The sequence below is a fragment of the Croceicoccus sp. BE223 genome, from assembly GCF_031457155.1.
GTDB lineage: Bacteria > Pseudomonadota > Alphaproteobacteria > Sphingomonadales > Sphingomonadaceae > Croceicoccus.
In genome coordinates this window covers 605039-624913 of sequence record NZ_JAVDWB010000001.1, presented here as the reverse complement: position 1 = coordinate 624913, position 19875 = coordinate 605039, and the positions used below count along the sequence as shown (strand labels likewise).

29 protein-coding genes are annotated in these 19875 nt (G+C 65.8%); 19 read left to right on the top strand and 10 right to left on the bottom strand.

Annotation, left to right across the window (positions count from 1 at the left end):
* Positions 1-45 precede the first annotated feature (45 nt).
* The 8 genes from J2X37_RS03210 to J2X37_RS03175 all read left to right on the top strand — a co-directional run bounded on the left by J2X37_RS03210 (position 46) and on the right by J2X37_RS03175 (position 5178).
* Positions 46-285, top strand: coding sequence for a hypothetical protein (locus tag J2X37_RS03210; protein WP_310017654.1), 240 nt, complete (start codon positions 46-48; stop codon positions 283-285).
* A 90-nt stretch (positions 286-375) separates the two neighbouring features.
* Positions 376-597 (top strand): hypothetical protein, encoded by a 222-nt coding sequence (locus tag J2X37_RS03205; RefSeq protein WP_310017652.1) that lies wholly within the window; start codon positions 376-378, stop codon positions 595-597.
* Positions 594-788, top strand: coding sequence for a hypothetical protein (locus tag J2X37_RS03200; RefSeq protein ID WP_310017650.1), 195 nt, complete (start codon positions 594-596; stop codon positions 786-788). The genes J2X37_RS03205 and J2X37_RS03200 overlap by 4 nt, the downstream gene beginning before the upstream one ends.
* Positions 788-1003 (top strand): hypothetical protein, encoded by a 216-nt coding sequence (locus J2X37_RS03195; protein WP_310017648.1) that lies wholly within the window; start codon positions 788-790, stop codon positions 1001-1003. Before J2X37_RS03200 ends, J2X37_RS03195 begins: the two co-directional genes overlap by 1 nt.
* Positions 1004-1238: 235 nt before the next feature.
* Positions 1239-1691: a hypothetical protein gene (locus J2X37_RS03190; protein ID WP_310017645.1), complete on the top strand. Its 453-nt coding sequence runs from the start codon at positions 1239-1241 to the stop codon at positions 1689-1691.
* A gap of 100 nt (positions 1692-1791) precedes the next feature.
* Positions 1792-3432 (top strand): DNA cytosine methyltransferase, encoded by a 1641-nt coding sequence (locus J2X37_RS03185; RefSeq protein WP_310018067.1) that lies wholly within the window; start codon positions 1792-1794, stop codon positions 3430-3432.
* Positions 3429-3602, top strand: a complete 174-nt coding sequence (locus tag J2X37_RS03180; RefSeq protein WP_310017642.1) for a hypothetical protein — start codon at positions 3429-3431, stop codon at positions 3600-3602. Before J2X37_RS03185 ends, J2X37_RS03180 begins: the two co-directional genes overlap by 4 nt.
* Complete coding sequence (locus J2X37_RS03175; RefSeq protein WP_310017639.1) at positions 3553-5178, top strand: recombinase family protein; 1626 nt, start codon at positions 3553-3555, stop codon at positions 5176-5178. Before J2X37_RS03180 ends, J2X37_RS03175 begins: the two co-directional genes overlap by 50 nt.
* A gap of 1054 nt (positions 5179-6232) precedes the next feature.
* Here the strand turns inward: J2X37_RS03175 and J2X37_RS03170 are convergent.
* Both J2X37_RS03170 and J2X37_RS03165 read right to left on the bottom strand, forming a co-directional pair.
* Positions 6233-7291 carry a phage portal protein gene (locus tag J2X37_RS03170; RefSeq protein ID WP_310017636.1) on the bottom strand — a complete coding sequence of 353 codons (1059 nt, stop codon included), beginning with the start codon at positions 7289-7291 and terminating at the stop codon, positions 6233-6235.
* Positions 7292-9076, bottom strand: a complete 1785-nt coding sequence (locus J2X37_RS03165; RefSeq protein WP_310018064.1) for a terminase large subunit domain-containing protein — start codon at positions 9074-9076, stop codon at positions 7292-7294.
* A gap of 283 nt (positions 9077-9359) precedes the next feature.
* Here J2X37_RS03165 and J2X37_RS03160 point away from each other — a divergent pair, with 283 nt between their 5' ends.
* From J2X37_RS03160 to J2X37_RS03120, 9 genes are all read left to right on the top strand, one after another.
* On the top strand, positions 9360-10259 hold the full coding sequence (locus J2X37_RS03160) for a GPO family capsid scaffolding protein (protein WP_310017633.1): 900 nt from the start codon (positions 9360-9362) through the stop codon (positions 10257-10259).
* Positions 10260-10310: 51 nt separating this feature from the next.
* Positions 10311-11414 (top strand): phage major capsid protein, P2 family, encoded by a 1104-nt coding sequence (locus tag J2X37_RS03155; protein ID WP_310017630.1) that lies wholly within the window; start codon positions 10311-10313, stop codon positions 11412-11414.
* Positions 11415-11528: 114 nt separating this feature from the next.
* The gene (gene gpM / locus J2X37_RS03150; RefSeq protein ID WP_310017627.1) at positions 11529-12266 is read left to right on the top strand and encodes a phage terminase small subunit; all 738 of its coding nucleotides are present in this window, start codon (positions 11529-11531) and stop codon (positions 12264-12266) included.
* A gap of 97 nt (positions 12267-12363) precedes the next feature.
* The gene (locus J2X37_RS03145) at positions 12364-12822 is read left to right on the top strand and encodes a head completion/stabilization protein (RefSeq protein WP_310017623.1); all 459 of its coding nucleotides are present in this window, start codon (positions 12364-12366) and stop codon (positions 12820-12822) included.
* Entirely contained in the window at positions 12822-13034 is a 213-nt protein-coding gene (locus tag J2X37_RS03140) for a tail protein X (RefSeq protein WP_310017619.1), read from the top strand. Before J2X37_RS03145 ends, J2X37_RS03140 begins: the two co-directional genes overlap by 1 nt.
* Positions 13035-13039: 5 nt before the next feature.
* Positions 13040-13420 carry a hypothetical protein gene (locus tag J2X37_RS03135; RefSeq protein WP_310017616.1) on the top strand — a complete coding sequence of 127 codons (381 nt, stop codon included), beginning with the start codon at positions 13040-13042 and terminating at the stop codon, positions 13418-13420.
* Positions 13421-13430: 10 nt separating this feature from the next.
* The gene (locus J2X37_RS03130) at positions 13431-13688 is read left to right on the top strand and encodes a hypothetical protein (RefSeq protein ID WP_310017613.1); all 258 of its coding nucleotides are present in this window, start codon (positions 13431-13433) and stop codon (positions 13686-13688) included.
* On the top strand, positions 13688-14167 hold the full coding sequence (locus J2X37_RS03125; RefSeq protein WP_310017610.1) for a phage tail protein: 480 nt from the start codon (positions 13688-13690) through the stop codon (positions 14165-14167). The genes J2X37_RS03130 and J2X37_RS03125 overlap by 1 nt, the downstream gene beginning before the upstream one ends.
* Positions 14164-14625, top strand: a complete 462-nt coding sequence (locus J2X37_RS03120) for a phage virion morphogenesis protein (RefSeq protein WP_310017607.1) — start codon at positions 14164-14166, stop codon at positions 14623-14625. The genes J2X37_RS03125 and J2X37_RS03120 overlap by 4 nt, the downstream gene beginning before the upstream one ends.
* On the opposite strand, the gene J2X37_RS03115 is transcribed toward J2X37_RS03120, so the two are convergent.
* From J2X37_RS03115 to J2X37_RS03080, 8 genes are all read right to left on the bottom strand, one after another.
* On the bottom strand, positions 14603-14860 hold the full coding sequence (locus tag J2X37_RS03115; RefSeq protein WP_310017603.1) for a hypothetical protein: 258 nt from the start codon (positions 14858-14860) through the stop codon (positions 14603-14605). The genes J2X37_RS03120 and J2X37_RS03115 overlap by 23 nt on opposite strands.
* Entirely contained in the window at positions 14857-15039 is a 183-nt protein-coding gene (locus J2X37_RS03110) for a hypothetical protein (RefSeq protein WP_310017600.1), read from the bottom strand. The genes J2X37_RS03115 and J2X37_RS03110 overlap by 4 nt, the downstream gene beginning before the upstream one ends.
* 28 nt (positions 15040-15067) lie before the next feature.
* Complete coding sequence (locus J2X37_RS03105) at positions 15068-15463, bottom strand: hypothetical protein (RefSeq protein ID WP_310017597.1); 396 nt, start codon at positions 15461-15463, stop codon at positions 15068-15070.
* Positions 15460-16041: a glycoside hydrolase family protein gene (locus J2X37_RS03100; RefSeq protein ID WP_310017593.1), complete on the bottom strand. Its 582-nt coding sequence runs from the start codon at positions 16039-16041 to the stop codon at positions 15460-15462. The genes J2X37_RS03105 and J2X37_RS03100 overlap by 4 nt, the downstream gene beginning before the upstream one ends.
* Positions 16038-16328, bottom strand: coding sequence for a hypothetical protein (locus J2X37_RS03095; RefSeq protein ID WP_310017591.1), 291 nt, complete (start codon positions 16326-16328; stop codon positions 16038-16040). Before J2X37_RS03095 ends, J2X37_RS03100 begins: the two co-directional genes overlap by 4 nt.
* 85 nt (positions 16329-16413) lie before the next feature.
* On the bottom strand, positions 16414-16608 hold the full coding sequence (locus J2X37_RS03090; protein WP_310017589.1) for a hypothetical protein: 195 nt from the start codon (positions 16606-16608) through the stop codon (positions 16414-16416).
* Positions 16605-17561 carry a hypothetical protein gene (locus J2X37_RS03085; protein ID WP_310017587.1) on the bottom strand — a complete coding sequence of 319 codons (957 nt, stop codon included), beginning with the start codon at positions 17559-17561 and terminating at the stop codon, positions 16605-16607. The genes J2X37_RS03090 and J2X37_RS03085 overlap by 4 nt, the downstream gene beginning before the upstream one ends.
* 14 nt (positions 17562-17575) lie before the next feature.
* On the bottom strand, positions 17576-18148 hold the full coding sequence (locus tag J2X37_RS03080; protein WP_310017584.1) for a hypothetical protein: 573 nt from the start codon (positions 18146-18148) through the stop codon (positions 17576-17578).
* A 138-nt stretch (positions 18149-18286) separates the two neighbouring features.
* On the opposite strand from J2X37_RS03080, the gene J2X37_RS03075 reads away from it, so the two are divergent.
* A complete protein-coding gene (locus J2X37_RS03075) occupies positions 18287-19189 on the top strand; it encodes a baseplate J/gp47 family protein (RefSeq protein WP_310017582.1) in 903 nt (300 codons plus the stop codon).
* Positions 19189-19851 (top strand): phage tail protein I, encoded by a 663-nt coding sequence (locus J2X37_RS03070; protein ID WP_310017579.1) that lies wholly within the window; start codon positions 19189-19191, stop codon positions 19849-19851. The genes J2X37_RS03075 and J2X37_RS03070 overlap by 1 nt, the downstream gene beginning before the upstream one ends.
* Positions 19852-19875 lie beyond the last annotated feature (24 nt).

The window sequence follows — 19875 nt, the reverse complement described above, 5'->3', positions numbered from 1 at the left end:
CACTTGGTGCACTTCTCCGCTTGCCAAAGCTTGCTGGAGAACACCATGCTCGAATCCAAGTCCGAATTCCCGTTCGCGGGCTCGACCGCCTTCCTGAAGCCGGAGGGCCGCGAGCTGCGCGTGATCCAGCACCAGTGCGACGGCCGCCTCTTGGTCCAGCGCGTCGGCCCCGAATGGGACCGCTCGCAGCGCGCCACCGGCACGATGACGGTCGAGCGCACCGACGTCACCGCCACCCGCGACGAAGCCATCATCGTCACGAAGCGCGGTCGGAAAGCTGCCTGAGATGGGCTTCCTCGAAACCTACTGGCGCGAACTCACCGCCACCGCCTTCGGCATCGCCTGCATGGCGCTCGTCATGAAGGCGGCCGCGCTGTGAACCCCCGCGCTCAAGTAGCCGCAGGCGGTAGCGCAGAAGGAAGCCCCCGCCTTCATTGCGCCGACGCGCATGCCACCCCGCCCGCCGACCTGGGCGAGCTGGTCCGCACCTTCACCCCGCAGGACTGGCGCACGTGCCTGATCGGCGCGCCGCTGCTCGTCGCCGTCTTCGGCTGCCTGCCGTTCCTGTTCCTTGTGATCGAGGAGATCGCCCGATGATCCGACCCGAACGGCTCCACACCGACCCGAACGGCCACCCCTGGCCGGAATACATCCAGCACGAGATTGAGGCGAACCGCTACGACCGCCCCCTCGGCGCAGACCGCATCCGCTGGGGCTGGTGGCTCGTCGCCGCCCTGCTCAGCGCCACCATGTGGGGCGGCATCGCCCACCTGCTGGGGCGGCTGTGATGGGCGTCGATTGGCACAACAAGATTGCACCGGATGTGGTGAACCGGCTGATCCGCGAGGGCCAGAGTGAGAGTGACACGATGGTCGCGCTCGAAAGCATCGTGCTCGGCGTCATGGCTTTTTATCGCCCGGCACCCCGGCACGCGGGCGAGTTTCTAGATACGATGACCGCGCGCGTGATCGACCGCCTCGGCGAAATGGATATCGGCCGATGATCCCCAAGCGCCACCCCAAAACTACGAGATATCTTGGCGCACCAAAGGGGTGGAATGCCGAGACAGATGGCCCCTGCGGCCACCTCTCCATTTGCGACGATCGCGGAATGATGCTCTCCCGGTGGGAGCCGACGCCAGACGAGCTCGCCGTCCTGAACGCCGGAGGCGCAGTAGAATTGGCCGTGGTCGGCCATGCGCACCCGCCGGTCTCGCTGATCGTCGTGAGGTGTGATCAATGACAGACCTCCCCCGCTTCGCCACCGAAGAATTCACACGCCGCCGCACCAACGCGCGCCGCGCCGTCGAACGCTGCCGGATGACCCTCAGCCAAGCGGAGCAAAAGATGCTGTTCTGGGCGGTCATCACCGTCCGCGCCGGCGGCGATCTGCCCGAGGACATCCGCAATCAGCTCCACCGCGCTAAAGTAGCCGGAGGCGATAGCGCACAACCCACATGGTGGGAACTCACCCCGCAAGGCACCGATCCGGCGCTGTTCCTGACGCACGCGCTCCGCGAACTCCAGCGCGCGGCCACCGCCGCCCTGATCAAGCACACGGCGACCACAGAGGACACGGACCGCACCCGCGGCATCCTCGCCCTCTATAACCAGGTCGCCGCCCCCGTCCTCGGCCCGCTCCCCCTGCAAAAGCGGGCCGAGGACACCCCGGCCATGAAGGAAGCCGCCTGATGCGCGACTGGCTCCGCCGCGAGGCACCCGCAATGAAGCAAGGCGCCCTCTGCGCCACCATTGCCCTCGCGACGATGGTCGTCTGTGTCTGGGGATGGTGATGGACTGGCTCATCGTCGACAACTTCGCCGGTGGCGGTGGCGCTTCCACCGGGATCGAGGCGGCGCTGGGCCGCAGCGTCGACGTGGCGATCAACCACGATGCCGAGGCGGTCGCCATGCACCGCGCCAATCATTCCGGCACGCGCCACCATTGCCAGTCGATCATGGCGATCGACCCGCAAGAGGCCTGCACCGTCGATGGCCGCGTCCGGCCCGTGCTACTCGCGTGGTTCAGTCCCGACTGCAAGCATTTCAGCAAGGCCAAGGGCGGCAAGCCGGTCGAGAAGCGGATCCGCGATCTCGCATGGATCGTCGTCCACTGGGCCAAGCGCCTGGGTGAAAATCGGCCGCAGGTCATCATGCTGGAGAATGTCGAGGAATTCCGCACATGGGGTCCGCTCGGCGACGACAACCGCCCCTGCCCCGATCGCAAGGGGCAGACGTTCGAGGAGTGGGTGCGCCAGCTGCGCCGTCTCGGCTACAAGGTGGAATGGCGCGAACTGCGCGCCTGTGACTACGGCGCGCCGACGAGCCGCAAGCGCCTGTTCCTGATCGCCCGCCGCGATGGGAAGTCGATCGTCTGGCCCGAACCGACGCACGGCCCCGGTCGCCCTCGCCCGTGGCGAACTGCGGCAGAGATCATAGACTGGTCGCAGCCCTGCCCCTCGATCTTCGAACGCGCGCGACCACTGAAGGCAAACACCTGCCGCCGCATCGCCGCTGGCATCGTTCGCTACGTCCTCGATGCGGCCGACCCGTTCATCGTTCCGCTGACCCATCATGGCGCGGCCGATCGCAGCTATCCTGTCGGCGAACCGATCCCGACCATCACCGCCGCCCACCGCGGCGAGATGGCGGTCGTCGCGCCGACGTTGATCCAGACCGGCTATGGCGAACGCGACGGGCAGGCCCCGCGCGTTCCCGGTCTCGACAAGCCGCTCGGCACGATCGTCGCAGGCGGCGGCAAGCACGCGCTCGTCGCCGCGCACGTCATGACGATGCGCAACAGCGGCAAGCCCCACACGGCGATTGACGAGCCGACCCATACGATCACCGCCGGTGGCGCGCACCAGTACCTCGTCGCGGCCTTCATGGCCCAGCACAACGGCGGCAACGGGGCCGCGCCCCGGTCGATGGCGGATCCCGTCTCGACCCTGACGGCCCGATGCACCCAACAGCAGCTCGTCACCTCGAACCTGATCAAGCTGCGCGGCACCAGCACCGCGCAGGCCAGCGACGAACCGCTCCATACGATCAGCGCCGGCGGCACCCACTTCGCGGAGGTTCGCGCCTTCCTGATCAAGTACTACGGCAACGAGGTCGACGGCCACGGCCTCGACAGGCCGCTCGGCACGGTCACTACCCGAGACCGCTACGGTCTCGTAACGGTCTCGATCGACGGCGAGGAGTACGCGCTGGCCGATATCGGCATGCGGATGCTCACCGCGCGCGAACTCTTCAATGCGCAGGGTTTCCCGCCCGACTATCGGATCGACTGCCCCGGCCCGAACGGCAAACCGCTGACGAAGACCGCGCAGGTCCGGATGTGCGGCAACAGCGTCTCGCCAGTCATCCCCGAAGCGCTGGTCCGCGCCAACCTGCCGGAACATTGCGCTGCGATAGAAAGCGCCGCGGCATGAACGCCCCCGCGCGCATTCCGCTGGCCGACGATCCGCTCGACGTGATCGCGCTGGCCATTGCGCGCACCCTCGCGCGGCAGCATCATGCCGATTCGCTCGCCGCCACTCCGGAAACCCGCCATGCGCACCGCGATCTACGCCCGCTTCAGCAGCCAGCTGCAGAAAGATAGCTCGATCGAGGATCAGGTGCGCGTCTGCACCGCCCGCGCCGAACGCGAAGGGTGGCAGGTCACGCAGGTCTTTTCCGATTACGCCATCAGCGGCGCGGTGCGCGACCGGCCCGGCCTCAACGCCCTGATCGAACACGTCTCCGCCGGCCACGCCGACCAGGTGCTGGCCGAAGCGATCGACCGCCTGTCGCGCGATCAGGAAGACCTCGCCAACATCCACAAGCGCATCGCCTTTGCCGGCGCGCGCATCGTCACCCTGTCCGAAGGCGCGGTCGACGAACTGCAGATCGGCTTCAAGGGCACGATGGCCAGCCTGTTCCGCAAGGATCTGGCCGACAAGATCAGGCGCGGCCAATCGGGCCGGGTGGCGAACGGCCGCGTGCCGGGAAATGTCGTCTACGGCTACCGCAAGGTGCACCGGCTCGACGCAAAGGGAGAGCCCGAACGCGGCCTGCGCGAGATCGACGAGGATCAGGCCGCCATCATCCGCCGGATCTACCGCGAATATCTCGACGGCGAATCGCCCCTCGCCATAGCCCGCCGACTGAATGCCGAGGGCATTCCCGGCCCGACCGGCGGCAGCTGGAACGTCAGCACGATCAACGGCGACACCGTCCGCGGCAACGGCATACTCTGCAACGCGATCTACGTGGGCGAGCTCGTCTACAACCGCACCCGCATGGTCCGCGACCCGCAAACCCGCCGCCGCGTCCCCCGCGTCAACCCGCGCGAGGAGTGGCAGGTCACGCCGGTTCCCGATCTCGCCATCATCACTCAGGCAGAGTGGGACGCCGTGCGCGAGCGCCGCGCCGAAACGAAGGACTGGGACTTCAAGCGCCTGGTCCGTCCGAAGAAGCTGCTCTCGGGCCTCGTCACCTGTGGCAGCTGCGGCGGCAACATGACGATCATCGCCGACGGCAAATGGGGCTGCAGCAACGCGCGGAAGACCGGCACCTGCGACAACCGGCGGACGATGGACAACACCGCGATCGAACGCCGTGTGCTTGCGGGAATGGAGCGCGAGCTGCTCTCGCCCGATCGCGTCGCCGCCGCCGTGCGGGCCTACCACGCCGAACGCACGCGCCTGCAGCAGGAAGACCGCATCGTCGCGGCGCGCCAGCAAAAGAAGGCGGCCGACCTCGATCGGCAGATTGACCGATGGATGACCGCGATCGAGGCCGGCGCCGGCGACATCCAGGACGTTGTCCAGCGCCTGCGCGACCTCCGCGCCGAACGCGACGCGATCGCCGAAACCGTGGCCGACGCCGACGTGGCGCGAGTCGTCACTCTCCACCCCGCAGCGGCAGAGGCCTATCGCAAGGCGGTCGAAGACCTCACCGCCACGCTGACCGACGACACGCCGGACACGATGCGCCAGGCCCGAAACGCCCTCCGCGCCCTGATCGACCGCGTAACCCTCACCCCCAAGGAGGAGGGCCGCGGCATGCACATCGATATCGACGGAAGACTGGCCATCCTCACCGCCCTCGGCCAAGGCCTGAAGCCCCAAATCCGAAAAGGTACGGTGCCGGTGGTAGCGGAGGAGGGACTTGAACCCCCGACACGCGGATTATGATTTCCAGTGTCCAACTGAAATCATATGATTTTTTCGTAAACTATTCCCCGCACTCGCCCAGACATATCAATAACTTACCTATGATTTGTAAACCTCACCTGGCCGCATATTGACCGCGCCGGCCCGTCCTCTCGCGCGCTGGTCGGCCTGTCCCAGTCGGGCGGTTCCGCGCGCACAAGTCAGCACAGAAGCGCAAAAGAAATCTCGCAACGCGGCGCGCCGTGCCTCTCAAATGTTCGGGGGGGATCGGGAAAACCCTGACATTCCTGACATTGGCAGTTTTCTGCGGGTTTGCGCCATTACATTTGCCCTTACATCGCCATTACCTAATCAGGGTCAGCAACCCTTATATTGTGATCTTATAATATCGTTATAAATCAACGATATAATGGAGAGGCTGGGGAAATGTCAGGGTCGTGTCAGGGCCAAGCTATTACATTTTTATTCAGCAAATTCAGACCGTTGAATTCCAATTTCGTCGAATGTCATAAATGTAAGGGTTCCCCCGACCCCTGCCTGGCCCGAAGATCGTCACGATCGCGCCAAGTCTGGGCTGCAATGGCTGAATTCCGCCGTTTTCCCCGTTTCGCCGGCGGTCCCTACCCTGGCCGCCTCAAGTCCCGCACGGCCGCCGCCTCATCTGCAAAAAATCCATTGCCTGAAAGGTCGGGCGGGGCGTGGGGGAAAGCGCGGCGCGCGGGGCGTGGATGACGTCGGCCGGCCTGGCGTGCGCGGCGACCGCCCAGGGCGCGCGCTGGCGTCGCTGGCCCTGCCCTGCCCGCCGATCGACCGCTGTCGTTTGTTGGATACGCGCCCCGCGCGCGCAGCTATGCCCAGGCCGACGCAATCATCGCCTGGGAATCGAACCCATGTTCTATCTTGTCAGGAAAGGCCGCCCGGTCATGAACGCCGACGGGTCGGTCAGGATCTTTCGGAACGCGGCCGCGATGGGCCGCTTGCAGCGCGGCGATCAGCCGCTGATCTGGCGCGGTGCCGATCGCCTGGTCGACCAGGGCGCCGGATCCAGCGACGCACCTGGCCGATCGGCCGGACCTTAGTCGGCCGGCGCCTGGCTGGTCAGCATCGCCAGCCCTTCCCGCGGCGTAAAGGCGATCGCTTCAAAGCCCAGGAATTCGTTCAACTCGCAAAGCCGCTGCTGGATCGGCTCGATTTCCAGTTCGTAGAACGTCCTGGCCGCGTCGACGACATTCCCGAACCCGCCAGCGTTCTTCGGCACGATGCCCAGCAGCTGCGGCGGCACCCGATGCGCGGCCAGAACGTCGTCGCGCGTCGTGTCCTTGATATTCAGGAAATCATCTTTCGCGGCGACCTCGCTGATCGGCAGGATTTGCACACCGTCTTTCTTGCCCTTCGGGATATGCAGATACAGGTTCCGGAAATTCCCCGGCCCCTTCGCGTCCTTCATCGCCTTGCGGATCGCGTCGCTGTCGACGGTCCCTAGGCCTTCCTCGCTGATGTAGAGGATGAACCCGGCATGCGATCCGTTGCGATAATACCGGCGCCGGAACAGCGTCGCGGCCTCGTTCAACAGGCCCGACTGCATCGCCGAAAGATATTCCGGCATCCCGTAGATTTCCTGCATCGGATCGGGCTCGATCAGGTGATGCACCGCCCCGCGCGCGAATTCGTGGGCCTTGTTCTGCAGGAACTGCGACCGGACGAAAAAGAACTGGCCCGCCTCGACCCCGCGCCGGGTATAGACCGCCGGCGCCGGGATCAGCCGCACGACGTCACCGGCCAGGTTCCGCTGCGCTTCCATGTAGGCGTTGCCCATCAACAGCCAGTCCAGAACCCAGCGCGAAAAGGCCGTCGTCGACAGCAGATCCGAAGGCTTGAACGCGCGAACCAGCAGGTTTCGTTTCAGCACGATCGCCGACTGATGGTGGCTGGTCATGCGATAGGCCCGCGCCAGGCCCGCCTGGCTGATCGGCGGTTCATACCAGCGGCCGTTCTGCACCGTTTCGAACAGGTCGAAGATCTCGCCGCGATCCAGCACGGATTCGGGATCGCCGAACGTGAAGACTTCGGCGATCGGATCCGGGTTCGCCAGGGCGCCGTCGGCCGGCGCGGCCAGCTGCAGATGTTCGGTCATTTAGCAGATCTCCACGGTCGACCCGCCACCGGCGGGTTCGGAAATGTCCAGGGGTTCGAATTGCAGGGCATGCATGATCGCCCAGGCAAGATCGGCATGGCCGGCCCCGCCGGCGCGGCTCGCGACATAGGTGACGCGCGACCCGCCTTTCGTGATTTCCGGGCGGATCGCCATGAACGCCGTGGCGACGTCCAGCCACCCGGCGTCGAACTTCAACCGGCCGCTGGTGATCACGTTTTTCGCTTTCAGAACCAGCGCGGTTTTCGTGTCGATCGAATAGTTGATCGCTTCGGCGGTCGGGAAGAATTTCGAAACCAGCTGATGCACGGCCTTGCCCGCGCCGGTCGTGTCTATCCCGATTTTCGTCACGCGATAGCGGCTGCAGAATTCCTTGATCGCGTCGGCCTGGCCGGCGAAATCCAGCCCTTTCAGGCGGCGTTTCTCCAGGATCCGGAACGTCCCGCCGATCTTCGACGGCGGCGCCACCGCAACCAGGGCGGCGTCGTCGCCGGTCCCGTTCTCGCTCGCGTTCGGGTCATAGCCCAGCCACACTTCGCCGTCGCCGAAGGGCCGCAGCGAATAAGGCTGCAGATCCTGCCATTCATCCCAGCTGTCGACCATGCACCGGCGCATGGCGGCCAGCGGGAACATCGATTGGCTGTCGTCCAGGAACACGCAACCGAACAGGTTTTCATATTCGTCGACCGCATATTGCAGCTGCAGCTGGGCCGGATCGACCAGGTCGAACCCGCCGGCGATCGCGTCGTCGATCGTCACGATCTGGCGCCAGATCCCGTCGGCGCCGGCCGCGCCCGCTTTCAGGGCGTCGTGCGAAATGTCCAGGCGGATCCGGTCGGCCTTGGCGCGGCGTTTGTTGAACCTGTCCCCGCACCACATGGGATAGGCCTCATGGGCCAGGGTCGACGGCGTCGAAAACAGCGTGATCGCATATTGCCGCTGGGTCGCCATCGCCGACGCGACCTTGAACAGTTCTTCGAACCCGTAGATCCAGAAACATTCGTCGATGATGACGTCGCCGTGATAGCCCTGCGCCGTCCGGTAATTCGTGCCCAGGAAATGCAGTTCGACCGGATCCAGCGCCGCGCCGTCCTCATCCTCTCCCCGTTGAATGACGATCGGGTCGCCTTTCAGCGTGATTCCACAAACCGCCTGCACCCATTGCACGATGTAGTTTCGGAAAATGTTCGCCTGGGCGCGGCTCGCCGAAATGAAGATCTGGTTTTTCCCGCTTTCCAGCGCGACCAACAGTCGTTCGCGCGCGAAATACCAGGTCGCGCCGATCTGCCGCGATTTCAGGATCATGCGGGTCCGCAGCGCGGTCGTCGACAGCCAGTCGGTTTGATGCCCGAACAGTTCGCCCGCCATGTCGTCGCGCAGCTGGGCGACCATGTCCGGCGTGATCAGGTTTTTCGCCTTGGTCTTTTTCTCGCGCACTTCGGCGGTATTGCGGTTCGCGACATTGGGGTTCAGGTCGGCCTCATTCCCGCCGCCCAGGTATTTCTCGATCCGCGCCTGGCGTTCCATCTGCCGGCCCAGCAGGTCGATTTCCTTGAAATCGGTCCCGGTTTTCTTCTCTTTCGCGATCAGCTGGACATAGCGGGCGACGGTCGCGTCCTGCGCCTGTTCCAGCGGCGCGGCCGCGTCCCAGTCGTCGCGCCGTTTCCAGGCCGCGATCGTGTTGATCGAAAGGCCCAATTCCTCGCCGATCTGGGTTTGCGTCCAGCCTTGCCAGTATAGCGATCGCGCGCGGCGCCGCGCCGGCATGGCGAACGCCGACGACACAACGCCGATCGCGCCACCGCCCTCGCCGGTCGCCGGGATCCCGGTCGACGCTGGTTCGTTCAGTTCAGGATCGTCGATCGCCAGGCTTGCCATGCCGGCGACGCTATGCCCGCGCGGTCCCCTTCCCGAACCGCCCCCCGTTGTGACGCCGCGCGCCACAACGCGCCCGCGTTGCGAATAGGCCTGCGAACCGGCCCTTTGTCGTCAACTCACCGGCCGCCGTCCCGCCTGGCGCGCCACACAACGCAGGACGGAGCAAGTTCAAATGGCGAAATCGCGTTTTTTCCGGGTCGCAGTCGAAGGCGCGACGACCGACGGCCGCACGATCGACCGCAAGTGGATCGAAGACATGGCGGCGACCTACAAGCCCGCCACTTATGCGGCGCGCGTCAACATGGAACACATTCGCGGCGCCACCGCGACCGGCCCGTTTTCCTCGCTGGGCGACGTCGTCGCGCTGAAAACCGAAACGATCGACCTCGACGTCGGCGGCAAGACCGAAAAGCGCCTGGCCCTGTTCGCCCAGATCGACGCGCTCGACAGCCTGGTCGAAATCAACCGCGCGAAACAAAAGCTTTATTCGTCGATCGAAGTGAACCCGAACTTCGCCGGCACCGGCAAGGCCTATCTGGTCGGCCTCGCCGTGACCGACAGCCCCGCGTCGCTCGGCACCGAAATGCTACAGTTCTGCGCGACCCAGGGCGACAAGTCGCCGCTGGCCGGCCGCAAGCTGGACGCGGCCAACCTGTTCAGCGCGGCGATCGAAGCCGAAATCGAAATGGAAGGCGAAACGGTCGATCCGACCGCGTCGGCCGACCCGACCGGGATTTTCGCCAAGATCGGCGCCCTGGTCGAAAAGCTGACCGCCGGCCCGGCCGCGCCTGCGATCGTCGAACAGCCGGCGCAACCGGCCGCCGATCCGGCCGCGCCGGCGGCAGCGCCCGAAATCGCCGAACTGACCGCCCAGGTCGCCGCGCTCGGCACGGCCATGCTGACCGCCTTCGCGGATCTGCGCACGGCCGGCGAAGCGCGCCAGGCCGAAGTGACCGCGCTGACCGCCCAGGTCGCGACGCTGTCGGAAACGATCGGCAAGATCCCCGCCCCTGGCTTCACGAACCGCCCGCCCGCCACCGGCGGCAACGGCACCGCGAAAACCAACTGCTGACCCCGAACCGCCACACGAACCCCGCGCCCCTTCGCTAGAGGAACACGACCCATGCACACCGCCACCCGCGCCCTGTTCGGCGCCTACGTCAGCCAGATCGCGCTGCTGAACAGCGTCGACAGCGCGACCGTCAAGTTCACCGTCGATCCGGCCGTCGCCCAGACCGTCGAAGAAACGATGCAGGAATCGGTCGAATTCCTGCAGCTGATCAATGTCGTTCCGGTGATCGAACAGTCGGGTGAAGCCGTCGGCGTCGCCACGACCAAGACGACCGCCGGTCGCACCAACACCGCCGCCGGAAATCGCCGCAACCCGGCCGACCCGACCGATACCAGCGACAATCCGTATTTCTGCACGAAGACGGATTACGACTGGTCGCTGCGCTATTCGAAGCTGGACGCCTGGCGCCACAAGGAGAATTTCGAACTGGTCGTCCGCAACGCGATCCTAAAACAGCAGGCCCGCGACCGGATCATGATCGGTTGGAACGGCACGTCGATCGCCGCGGCGACCGATCGCGTCGCGAACCCGCTCCTGCAGGACGTTAACGAAGGCTGGCTGCACAAAATCCGCACCCGCGCGGCCGGCCAGGTTTTCGACGACGGGAACCTGACTGTCGAAACCGACGGCACGAACAACGCGGCCCTGAAAGCGATCTATGTCGGCGCCGGCGACCTGTTTGACGGCACGAACGCGGTCGACGCCGATGTCGATTATGCCTCGCTCGACGCGCTCGTCCTGGATGCCAAGCGCCTCATTCCCGAATGGCGCCGCAGCGACACCGAACTGGTCGTCATCGTCGGTCATGACCTGGTCGACGACAAGTATTTCCAGATCGCGCAGGGCGCCGGCACGACCGCGACCGAAGTCGAAGCGGCCGACCGGATCATCCGTTCGACGAAGCAGCTGGGCGGCCTGCCGGCGGTTCGCGTCCCGTTCTTCCCGGCCGACGCGCTGCTGATCACCCGCCTCGATAACCTGTCGATCTATTGGCAGGAAGGCACCCGCCGCCGCCGCCTCGCCGACGAACCCGAATTCGATCGCGTGGCGAACTACGAATCGGTGAACGAAGATTTCGTCGTCGAAGATCTGCGCGAAGTCGCGCTGGTCGAAAACATCGTCGTCGGCAAGGCACCCGCCCGCCCCGCTCCCTGACCCTGACAACTGGCCCTAGCGGCCAGTCCGACCCCGCCTGGCGCCCGTTCCCCTTTAACGGCGCCAGGCGGGAACCCGGCCCCTAAGCCACCGGCCCGACAGGAACCCGCGCCCATGTTCAGCCCCGCCCTTCGCAATCGCCAGCGGATCCTGGCCCAGCAGCCCGTCGGCCGCACCGGCACCGCGCGGCCCATGCCGACGACCGGCCCGGTCGCCAGCGAATATCAGCTGTTGCTGGCCGCGCTGGGCCTCGATCTGAACCGCCTTCGCCAGATCGAATCGATCGAACGCAAGGTCGAAGCCAAGCGCGACATGATCGGCCGCTATCTGCCCTGGGTCGACGGCGCCCTGGATGGCGACACCGGCGCCCAGGATGAAATCGTCGTCACCATGCTGATCTGGCTGATCGACCTCGCCTGCTGGCCGACGGCGCTCGACGTCGCCCGCTATGTCCTGAAACACGATCTGCGCCTGCCCGAACGCTACGCGCGCCGCCCCGCGACGCTGATCGCCGAAGAATTCGCCGAAGCCGGCCTGCGCCCCGGCGCGATCGACCTCGAATATCTGCAGGCGGTCCAGGATCTGACCGCCGGCGAAGACATGCACGATCAGGTTCGCGCCAAGCTGCACAAGGCGATCGGCCTTGCCCTGGCGGCCAAGGCCGACGCCTTCGAACCCGACGCCGAAAGCGGCGTCGCCGGCGGCAAGGTCGCCCTGATCGACGCGGCCCTGTCCGCCCTTTCCCGCGCGCTCTCGCTGAACCGGAACGCGGGCGTGAAGAAATTGACCGAACGCCTGGAACGCGACCGCAAGGCACTGACTGCCACCGGCGCGGCGCCGGCGTCCGACTGACCAGCTGCGCCACCCGCGCCGGGGGCGGGACGGAATAGGGCAAGGCCTTCGCCCGAATTCCCGACCTCACCCCCGTTAGAAAAGGAACCGTTCGAACATGTCCCTGATCGCGAATCCCCCGGCCCCGGCGTCGCCCGCGGATTCGACGGTCCCGGCCGATGGCTGGTTCCCCGCGATCAGCTGCAACGACATGCGCGACAAGATCCGCGTTGGCAAAGTCGTCACGCACGGCCGTCTGACTTTCGCGATCGAAGGCGCGCTGGTCACGGTCATGAACGAACTGGCCGCCTGGCAGGCCGCCCATGTCGCGGCCGGCGCCGGCGATCTGGCAGCGATCGGCGCCCAGGCCGGCAAGATGGAAGTTCTGTTCCGCCGCGCCGTCTATTGCACCGCCGCGGCCGAACTGGCCGAAACCTATCGCGACATTTCGGCGACCGACGACGGCGACGCGCGCGCCGACGAATTCGTCCCCGTCGCGGCCGATTATCGCCGCATGGCGACCCACGCGATCCGCGACATGATCGGCACGACCCGAACCGCCGTGGAACTGATCTGATGCCGACGGTTCAGGCAAGGCAAGGCGACACGCTCGACCTGATCTGCTGGCGCGAACTCGGCACGACCGCCGGGATCACCGAAGCGACCTTCGAACTGAACCGCGGCCTGGCCGATGCCGGCCCGGTCCTGCCCGAAGGCGCAATCGTCACGCTGCCCGAACCGGCCGCCTCGCCGATCGCCGCGCGCGAAACCTTGAAACTGTGGGAATGACTGGCATGGGCGCAGAAGCAAAATTGGCCCTCGCGATTGCGATGGGCTCGCTGGGCATCGCGGCCCCGGTCGATCAGTTCCTGGGCGGCCTGTTCCTGGCGATCGCCGCCGCCTTCCTGGTCATGTATTTCACCGAACCCGGCGAACGCAAAACCTACGCGCTGACCCTGCTGTCGGCCGTGACTTGCGCGCTGATCGCCGCGATCGCCCATGCCACCCTGGCGCCGACCTGGTCGCTGCACCTGGTCATGGCCGGCGCTGGCGGCCTGTCGACCTATATCGTCGAATCCGCCCGCGGGTTCGGCGGTTCGATGAAAGAGCAAGTCGCCGGCCTGCCCAAAGCCTTGCTCGATAAGATCCTGGGCAGGGGGAAAACCGATGCCTGACCTGTTCGACATGGTGATCGGCCTGGCCTATCTCGCGATCGCGTTCGTGATCTTCGACCGCGTCCTGGCATCGCTGCGCGCCGACCTGTTCGTTCGCTATCTTAAATTCTGGTGCCTCGCCGTCGCGGCCGGCCTGTTCGGCCTGGGCCGACTGACCGGGACAGAACTGTTTTACGACCTCGCGCACCCCTGCCTGATCGCTTACGCGGCCTTGCGGATCCATGCGGTCGCCGCCGGCAACCCGTCGCGCTGGTGGCGGATCGACTGATGGAAAAGCCCGCGTCCCTGCGCGCCGCGATCACCGCTGTCCTGCCCGATCTGGGCCGCGATTCCGATCGCCTGAAAATCTGGCTGGACGAAGGCCGGATCCGCTCGCCTATGACCGCGTCGCGCGCGTTCAGCTGGGAATACAAGCTGCACCTGGTCGTGACCGACTACACCGATCACCCATCGATCATCTTCCTCGCCGTGAACGACTGGCTGCGCACGAACCAGCCCGACGTCCTGGCCGCCGGCGCCGGCCGTGGCTATTCGTTCAACGCCGACATTCTCGACGACACGACGATCGACCTGGTCGTCGAACTGGATCTGACCGAACAGGTCGTCCTGGTCCCGCGCGAAGGCGGCGGGTTCGACCTGCAGCACCTGTCCGAACCCGATCCGCTGTTCGCCGACGATATGCCGATCGGCGAAACGCTTGCCCCGCTCGCGCAGATCTACATGGGCGGCGAACAGGTCGTGCCATGACGACGACCAGCGGCGACGGCCTCGAAGCGATCGAACCCTGGCTGGCCGGCGTCATGGAACGCCTGAAACCCGGCCAGCGGATCCGCCTCGCGCGCAAGATCGGTCAGCAGCTGCGCCGCAACAACGCCGAACGGATCGCCCGCAACGTCCAGCCCGACGGGTCGGCAATGGAACCGCGAAAGCCCCGCGATAAAGCGTCGGCACGGCGCGGGAAAATGTTCAGGAAAATCGGCCTAGCCCGCAACATGCGGATCATGGCAAAGCCCGACAGCGTCGAACTCCGGTTCAGCCCGCTGGTCGCCGGCGCCGCTGCGGTTCATCACTTCGGCCTGGTCGACAAGGTCGAACACGCCGCCGGGTCGCCCAAATATCGCTACCCCGCGCGCCGCCTGCTGGGCCTGCCCAAAGGCGACCGCGACATGATCATGGAAACGGTCATGGAAGCCCTGGACGACTGACCAGAACCGCGTCACGCACGGCCAGGCCGCGTTCATTAAGGCGCGCGACGATCCCCCAAGTCCCGCCACCGTCGGCAGGCGGTTCGCGAAATAGACCGATACTGTCCAGTTCGCCCATGATCAGCACGCCACAATTGCCGACATAGGTTCCGGCGAACTCGCAAGGCATGGCATGGCGCAGCGCGGCGGCCTGGGCATCGGTCAAACCCGCCGCGATCGTCACCGGATCGATCATTTCCCCGCCTTCGCTTTCGCGAATTCGTCGAACCAATCGCCCAGGCGCTGCAGCTTCCCGTTCGCCGCGTCCAGGGCGTCGGCCAGTTCCGCCAGCAGATCGGCGGTTTCCCGATCCGACAGGCACGGCGCCGGGGCGCCGGTTTCCTCGTCTGGGCATTGCGCTTCGCCCGCTGGCACGACCGGCCAGGCGACCGGCGCGGTCCATTCAGCGGGCGGCGTCCCGACTTGCGGCCGCGCGTCTCCGCAGGCTGTCAGCAGCGGCACGGACAGCAGGGCCAGCAGGCCGGCGCACTTCGACAGGGTGAATGTCTTCGGCATGGTCGATCGCCTCTCTCGTTTCGGCACTGGCGGCCTGTCTCTGGATTTCGCGCTGGGCGTCGGCGGCGATCGCGGCGCGATCGGCGCGCGTCACCGCCTGCGAAGTCGCGGCGGCCGCCTTGGCATCGTGCGCCTGGATAGTTCGCGCGTCGTGGCGCGCCAGCCAGGCGACCGCTGCGATCACGCCGACCAGCACGATCAGCGCGACATGCACCGCGCGCGGCAATTCGACAAAGGCCGACCAGGCGGCGCGGATCCCCGCCAGAATGCCGACCCCGATCATGCCGCCCGCGTCCCATCGTCGATCGCCCGCGTGATGGCCAGGCGAAGGTCAGTCGGTTTCGGCCGGATCGGCCGATAGCCCGGCTTTTGCACCTGGAACACGCCGACGATCCCGTCGCTGGACCAGCGCCCGTCGAAGAACAGGTCGCGTTCGCACTTGCGCCGGCCGATCAGTTCGCGCGGCTGCGACCAGTTCATGATCGCGACGCGCGCTTGGTCGACCTTGCCGGCCTTCCACAACCGGACCCATTCGGCCGAACCGATCGCGCCCGTGTTGTAATGGAACGACAGCGCCGCCGCCGTCTGCGCTTCGGTCAGGTCATGGCCCGCAAAGGCGGTCAGCACGGCCGGCAGGTAACGGGTCCGCAGCAACCATTCGAACACGCGCAGAACGTGTTCCAGCGTCGCAGGTTGGTCGACATAGCGGCCGACCTTGTGCCCGCTCGCGTCGGTCACGCCGACCCCCCATGTCCACACGCCTACGCTGTCCAGATAGGCTTCCAGGACGACGCCTTCATGATCGGCGATTTCCAGCACCGTTCGCGCGGTCAGCTGCGCGGGTTCGGCCGGCGCGCTCATGCCGCGGCCCTGAACATCGCCGCACCTAATCCGATCAGCGCGCCGCCGGCGGCATAGCCGCCCAGGTCGCGCCAGGATCCGACCGCCCGCTTCACCGCCGGCCAGGTCACGGTCGACCCGCGTTCCTTCACTTCGGCCAGCATCCCGACCGACAGGCCCGCCCAGATCCCCGCAATCGTGATCGCTAGGAACCCGGCGCCCAAGCCGACGCAGACGACCAGCGGGATCACCGTCAACAGGGAAACGGCCGCATGGGCCGCCTGGTCGCGCAACTCTTTCCGATCCATCGGACAAGCTCCAACATGAAATGTTGGCGCGATCGTGCCCAGCTGGCCGGCCTGGCGATATGGCGCGGCGTTGTCGCTCGACGCGTTAGAACGTGCTGATCATCGGCTGTCGCCGCGGCGTGTCGGTCATTTCTATTTCACCGACGACCAGGCTCGACTTGAACATCATCAAGCTTTGATCGGCCTTTTCACCGACGACCAGGCTCGATTTGAAAATCAGCAGGCCTTCATCGGCTTTTTCGCCGACGACCAGGCTCGACTTGTTGATCTGGACGGTCATGCGGCCACCGCTTCCCACCCCCATTGCAGCGTCGCCGCGTTGATTTCGGCATTCGTCCAGGCCAATCCTGTTGCCGGGTTAATCAGCCACGTTTCGCGCAAATGGGTATTGATCACGTCGACCGCCTGGGCCGCGCCATAATAATAGACCCCGCCGATTTTCAGATAGGCGCGGACCCCGGTCGGCCCGGTTTCGCTTGTCCTCAAAAAGTTTCCGACGACGGTCAGGCCGGTCGGCCGCAGCGTCGTCGCGCGCGCGGCCGATGTATAACATTGTTTCTGGCCGACAGCGTCAAACTGCACAAAATCGGCAACGCTGACCGCGGTTTCGTCGATCGCCGTGTAATTGCCAGTTCCGCCGGCGTCGTCACCCTGGGCAGTCGGCGGGAAGTGATACACGCGCGAATTCAGGCAATTTTGCGTGTCGACGATCAATTCGCTGATCGTTAGGCGCTCCTGGCTGGGCGTGTAACTTTGGACCCGCGCAATAGGAGACAAAGCGGAAGTGTCGGCGGCCGTAATGCCTCGCACAAAGCTGCCATTGACAAACAGCGTGATATAGCCGGCCGCCGCGTCGATCTTCCAGTTTATGTTGACGGCGACGTCATCCGACCAGGCGCCATAGAACGCCCCGCCGATCGTCACCCATGCTGTCCCGTTATACCATTGGAAGTTCAAATTATTGGAACCGGCCGTCTGCAACCGAATCCGCGCGACGTTGTCTGCACTTTTCAATTCGAAAATGGTCGAACCGGAGTAGTAGCCCAGGGAATAGGTTTGCCCGTCGTTACCGGCCATGAAACGACAGCTGCCGATTGGCGTGTCGGCGAAAAAAGGCGTCGTGACGCCGGCGGATCCCGCTCGGTTGGGCGCGACATAGGCGCCAGCGTCGGTCGTGCCGGCGGGCGTCGCCAGAAAAGCGTCGTTTTCGCCGCCTTGGAACCTAAGAACCATTCTCGAAAACTCCTTTAAGCTGCAGCCGTGCCGCCGATGACGTCCCAGGCGTTGGCGCCGACTTTTTTGATCTGCACTGTCGCGCCTTCTTCGGCGAAATTCAGCGACCCGCCGGATCCGCCTGGCCGGTTCAGCGTCACGCCGCCCCCCGCCACCAGGCTCACCAGGCCGGCGGTCGCGGCCCGAAACGTGACGACCGTGTCGATCGCAAAGGCGACGTCGGAATCTGGGGGAACCGTGATCAGACACCCGCCGGCGTTCGTCGCCCGCTTATACTTGTTCGCCCCGTCAGCCAGAGCCAGCGTGTAAGTCGGACCGGCGATTTCCTCGCTTGTCGCGATGCTCGCGGCCGCCAGCGCCGCGGCCAATCCGGCGACGTCGCCGATCGTGTGGCCGTGATCGTCGGCCGCCTTGCCGTCCAGCGCTGCCTGCAATCCCGCGACGTCTTCGATCGCGTGATCGTGCGGGATCCCGGCAATGTCGCCCAGCGGCGCCTGGCGCGAATGGCCGCCCTGGACGATCGCGACCAGTTCGGCGCCGTCCAGCGCGTCCGCCTCTGGCAGCTGGTCGGTTCGTTTGTCGGTCATGGCTGTCGGATCCGCATTGTGATGAACGGCGACAGACTGGCCGACCAGGCGCGCGGATCGAAGCGGCCCCCGTTGTCAGGCCGGCCGCGACAACGCGCGCGGATTGAATAGATGCCCGCGCCCGCGATGATCCGGCGCATGGCAGTAGCAAGCGACAGTTTCACCGGCGTCGATCTTTCGCGGATCCCTGCGCCCGGCATCATCGAAAGCCTGGATTTCGAAACGATCCTGGCCGCCGCGCTCGCGCAGCTGCAGATCTATTTCCCGACCTTCGACGCAACGGTCGAAAGCGATCCGATCGTCAAGGTCGTCCAGCTGTTCGCCTATCGCGAACTGATCCTGCGCCAGCGGGTCAACGATGCGGCTCGCGCCATCATGCCGGCGTTCGCTGTCGGCGCGGATCTCGACCACATCGCCGCGACCTTCGGCGTCGAACGGTTCATCCTCGACGAAGGCGATCCCGACGAAGGCATCGCGCCGACTTACGAATCCGACACCGATTTTCGCCGGCGCATGGTTCTCGGCCCCGAAGGCTATTCGGTCGCCGGCCCAGCGGGCGCCTACATCTTCCATGCGCTGTCGGCCGACGGCGACGTTCGCGATGCATCGGTCGAAAGCCCCGATCCCGGCGAAGTCGTGATCACGATCCTGTCGCGCACCGGGGACGGCACGGCCAGCCCCGAATTGCTGGCGACGGTCGACGCGCGGCTGAACGCCGACACGATCCGGCCGCTGACCGATCAGGTCACGGTCCAGTCAGCGACGATCATCCCGTTCACGATCCAGGCCGACCTGATTTTCCTGAACGGCCCCGATCAGGCGCTGGTTCTGGCCCAGGCGCAGGCGCAACTGAACGATTTTCTGGCCGCGACGCTGCGCCTTGGCCGCGACGTCAGCCGCGCCGGCATCATCGCCGCGCTGTTCGCCGAAGGCGTCCAGAACGTGATCCTGAACGAACCGGCCGCCGACATGGTCATCACCCGCGCCGAATGCGCGGCCGTGACCGCGATCGATCTGGTCGACGCCGGGTTCAACGAATGATGCAGATCCTGCCCCCGAACGCGACGACGCTGGAAAAGGCGCTCGAAATGCTGATCGGCGCTCGGGTCGGCGCGATCGGCGCGCCGCTGCGCGACATTTGGTCGCCCTGGGATTGCCCCGAAGACTTGCTGCCCTGGCTGGCCTGGGCATTGTCGATCGACAGCTGGGACGCGACCTGGCCGCTGCGAATCCGCCGCGCGCGGATCGCGGCCGCGATCGCGGTTCAACGGCGCAAGGGGACGACCCGTTCGATCCAGGACGTCGTCGCCTCGTTCGGCGGCCATGTCGTCATGCGCGAATGGTTCGAACAGGATCCGCCCGGCGAACCGCACACTTTCACCCTGACCGTTTCGATCAGCGGCAACGATGGCGCCGCGCCGACGTCCGAATTCGTCGACCAGGTCATCGCCGAAGTCGTCCGCACGAAACCCGTCCGGTCCCATTTCACGTTCCTGATCGCGACCGATGCGCTGGGCGCGATCGGCGTTGTCGCAGCGGCGCGGCCGGTCGTCTTCGCGCGCCTGATGCTGGGCGCCGATGCCGCGCCGGAATCCGCGCTGTTGCTGTCGGGCGATCAGCAGGACGGCGGCGCCGACGCGCTGCAGCTGAACGGCGACCAGCAGGACGGCGACGATCGCCTGCAACTCTCGATTTTCTCCTGACCCCCTTTTCATGACCAGGTAGGG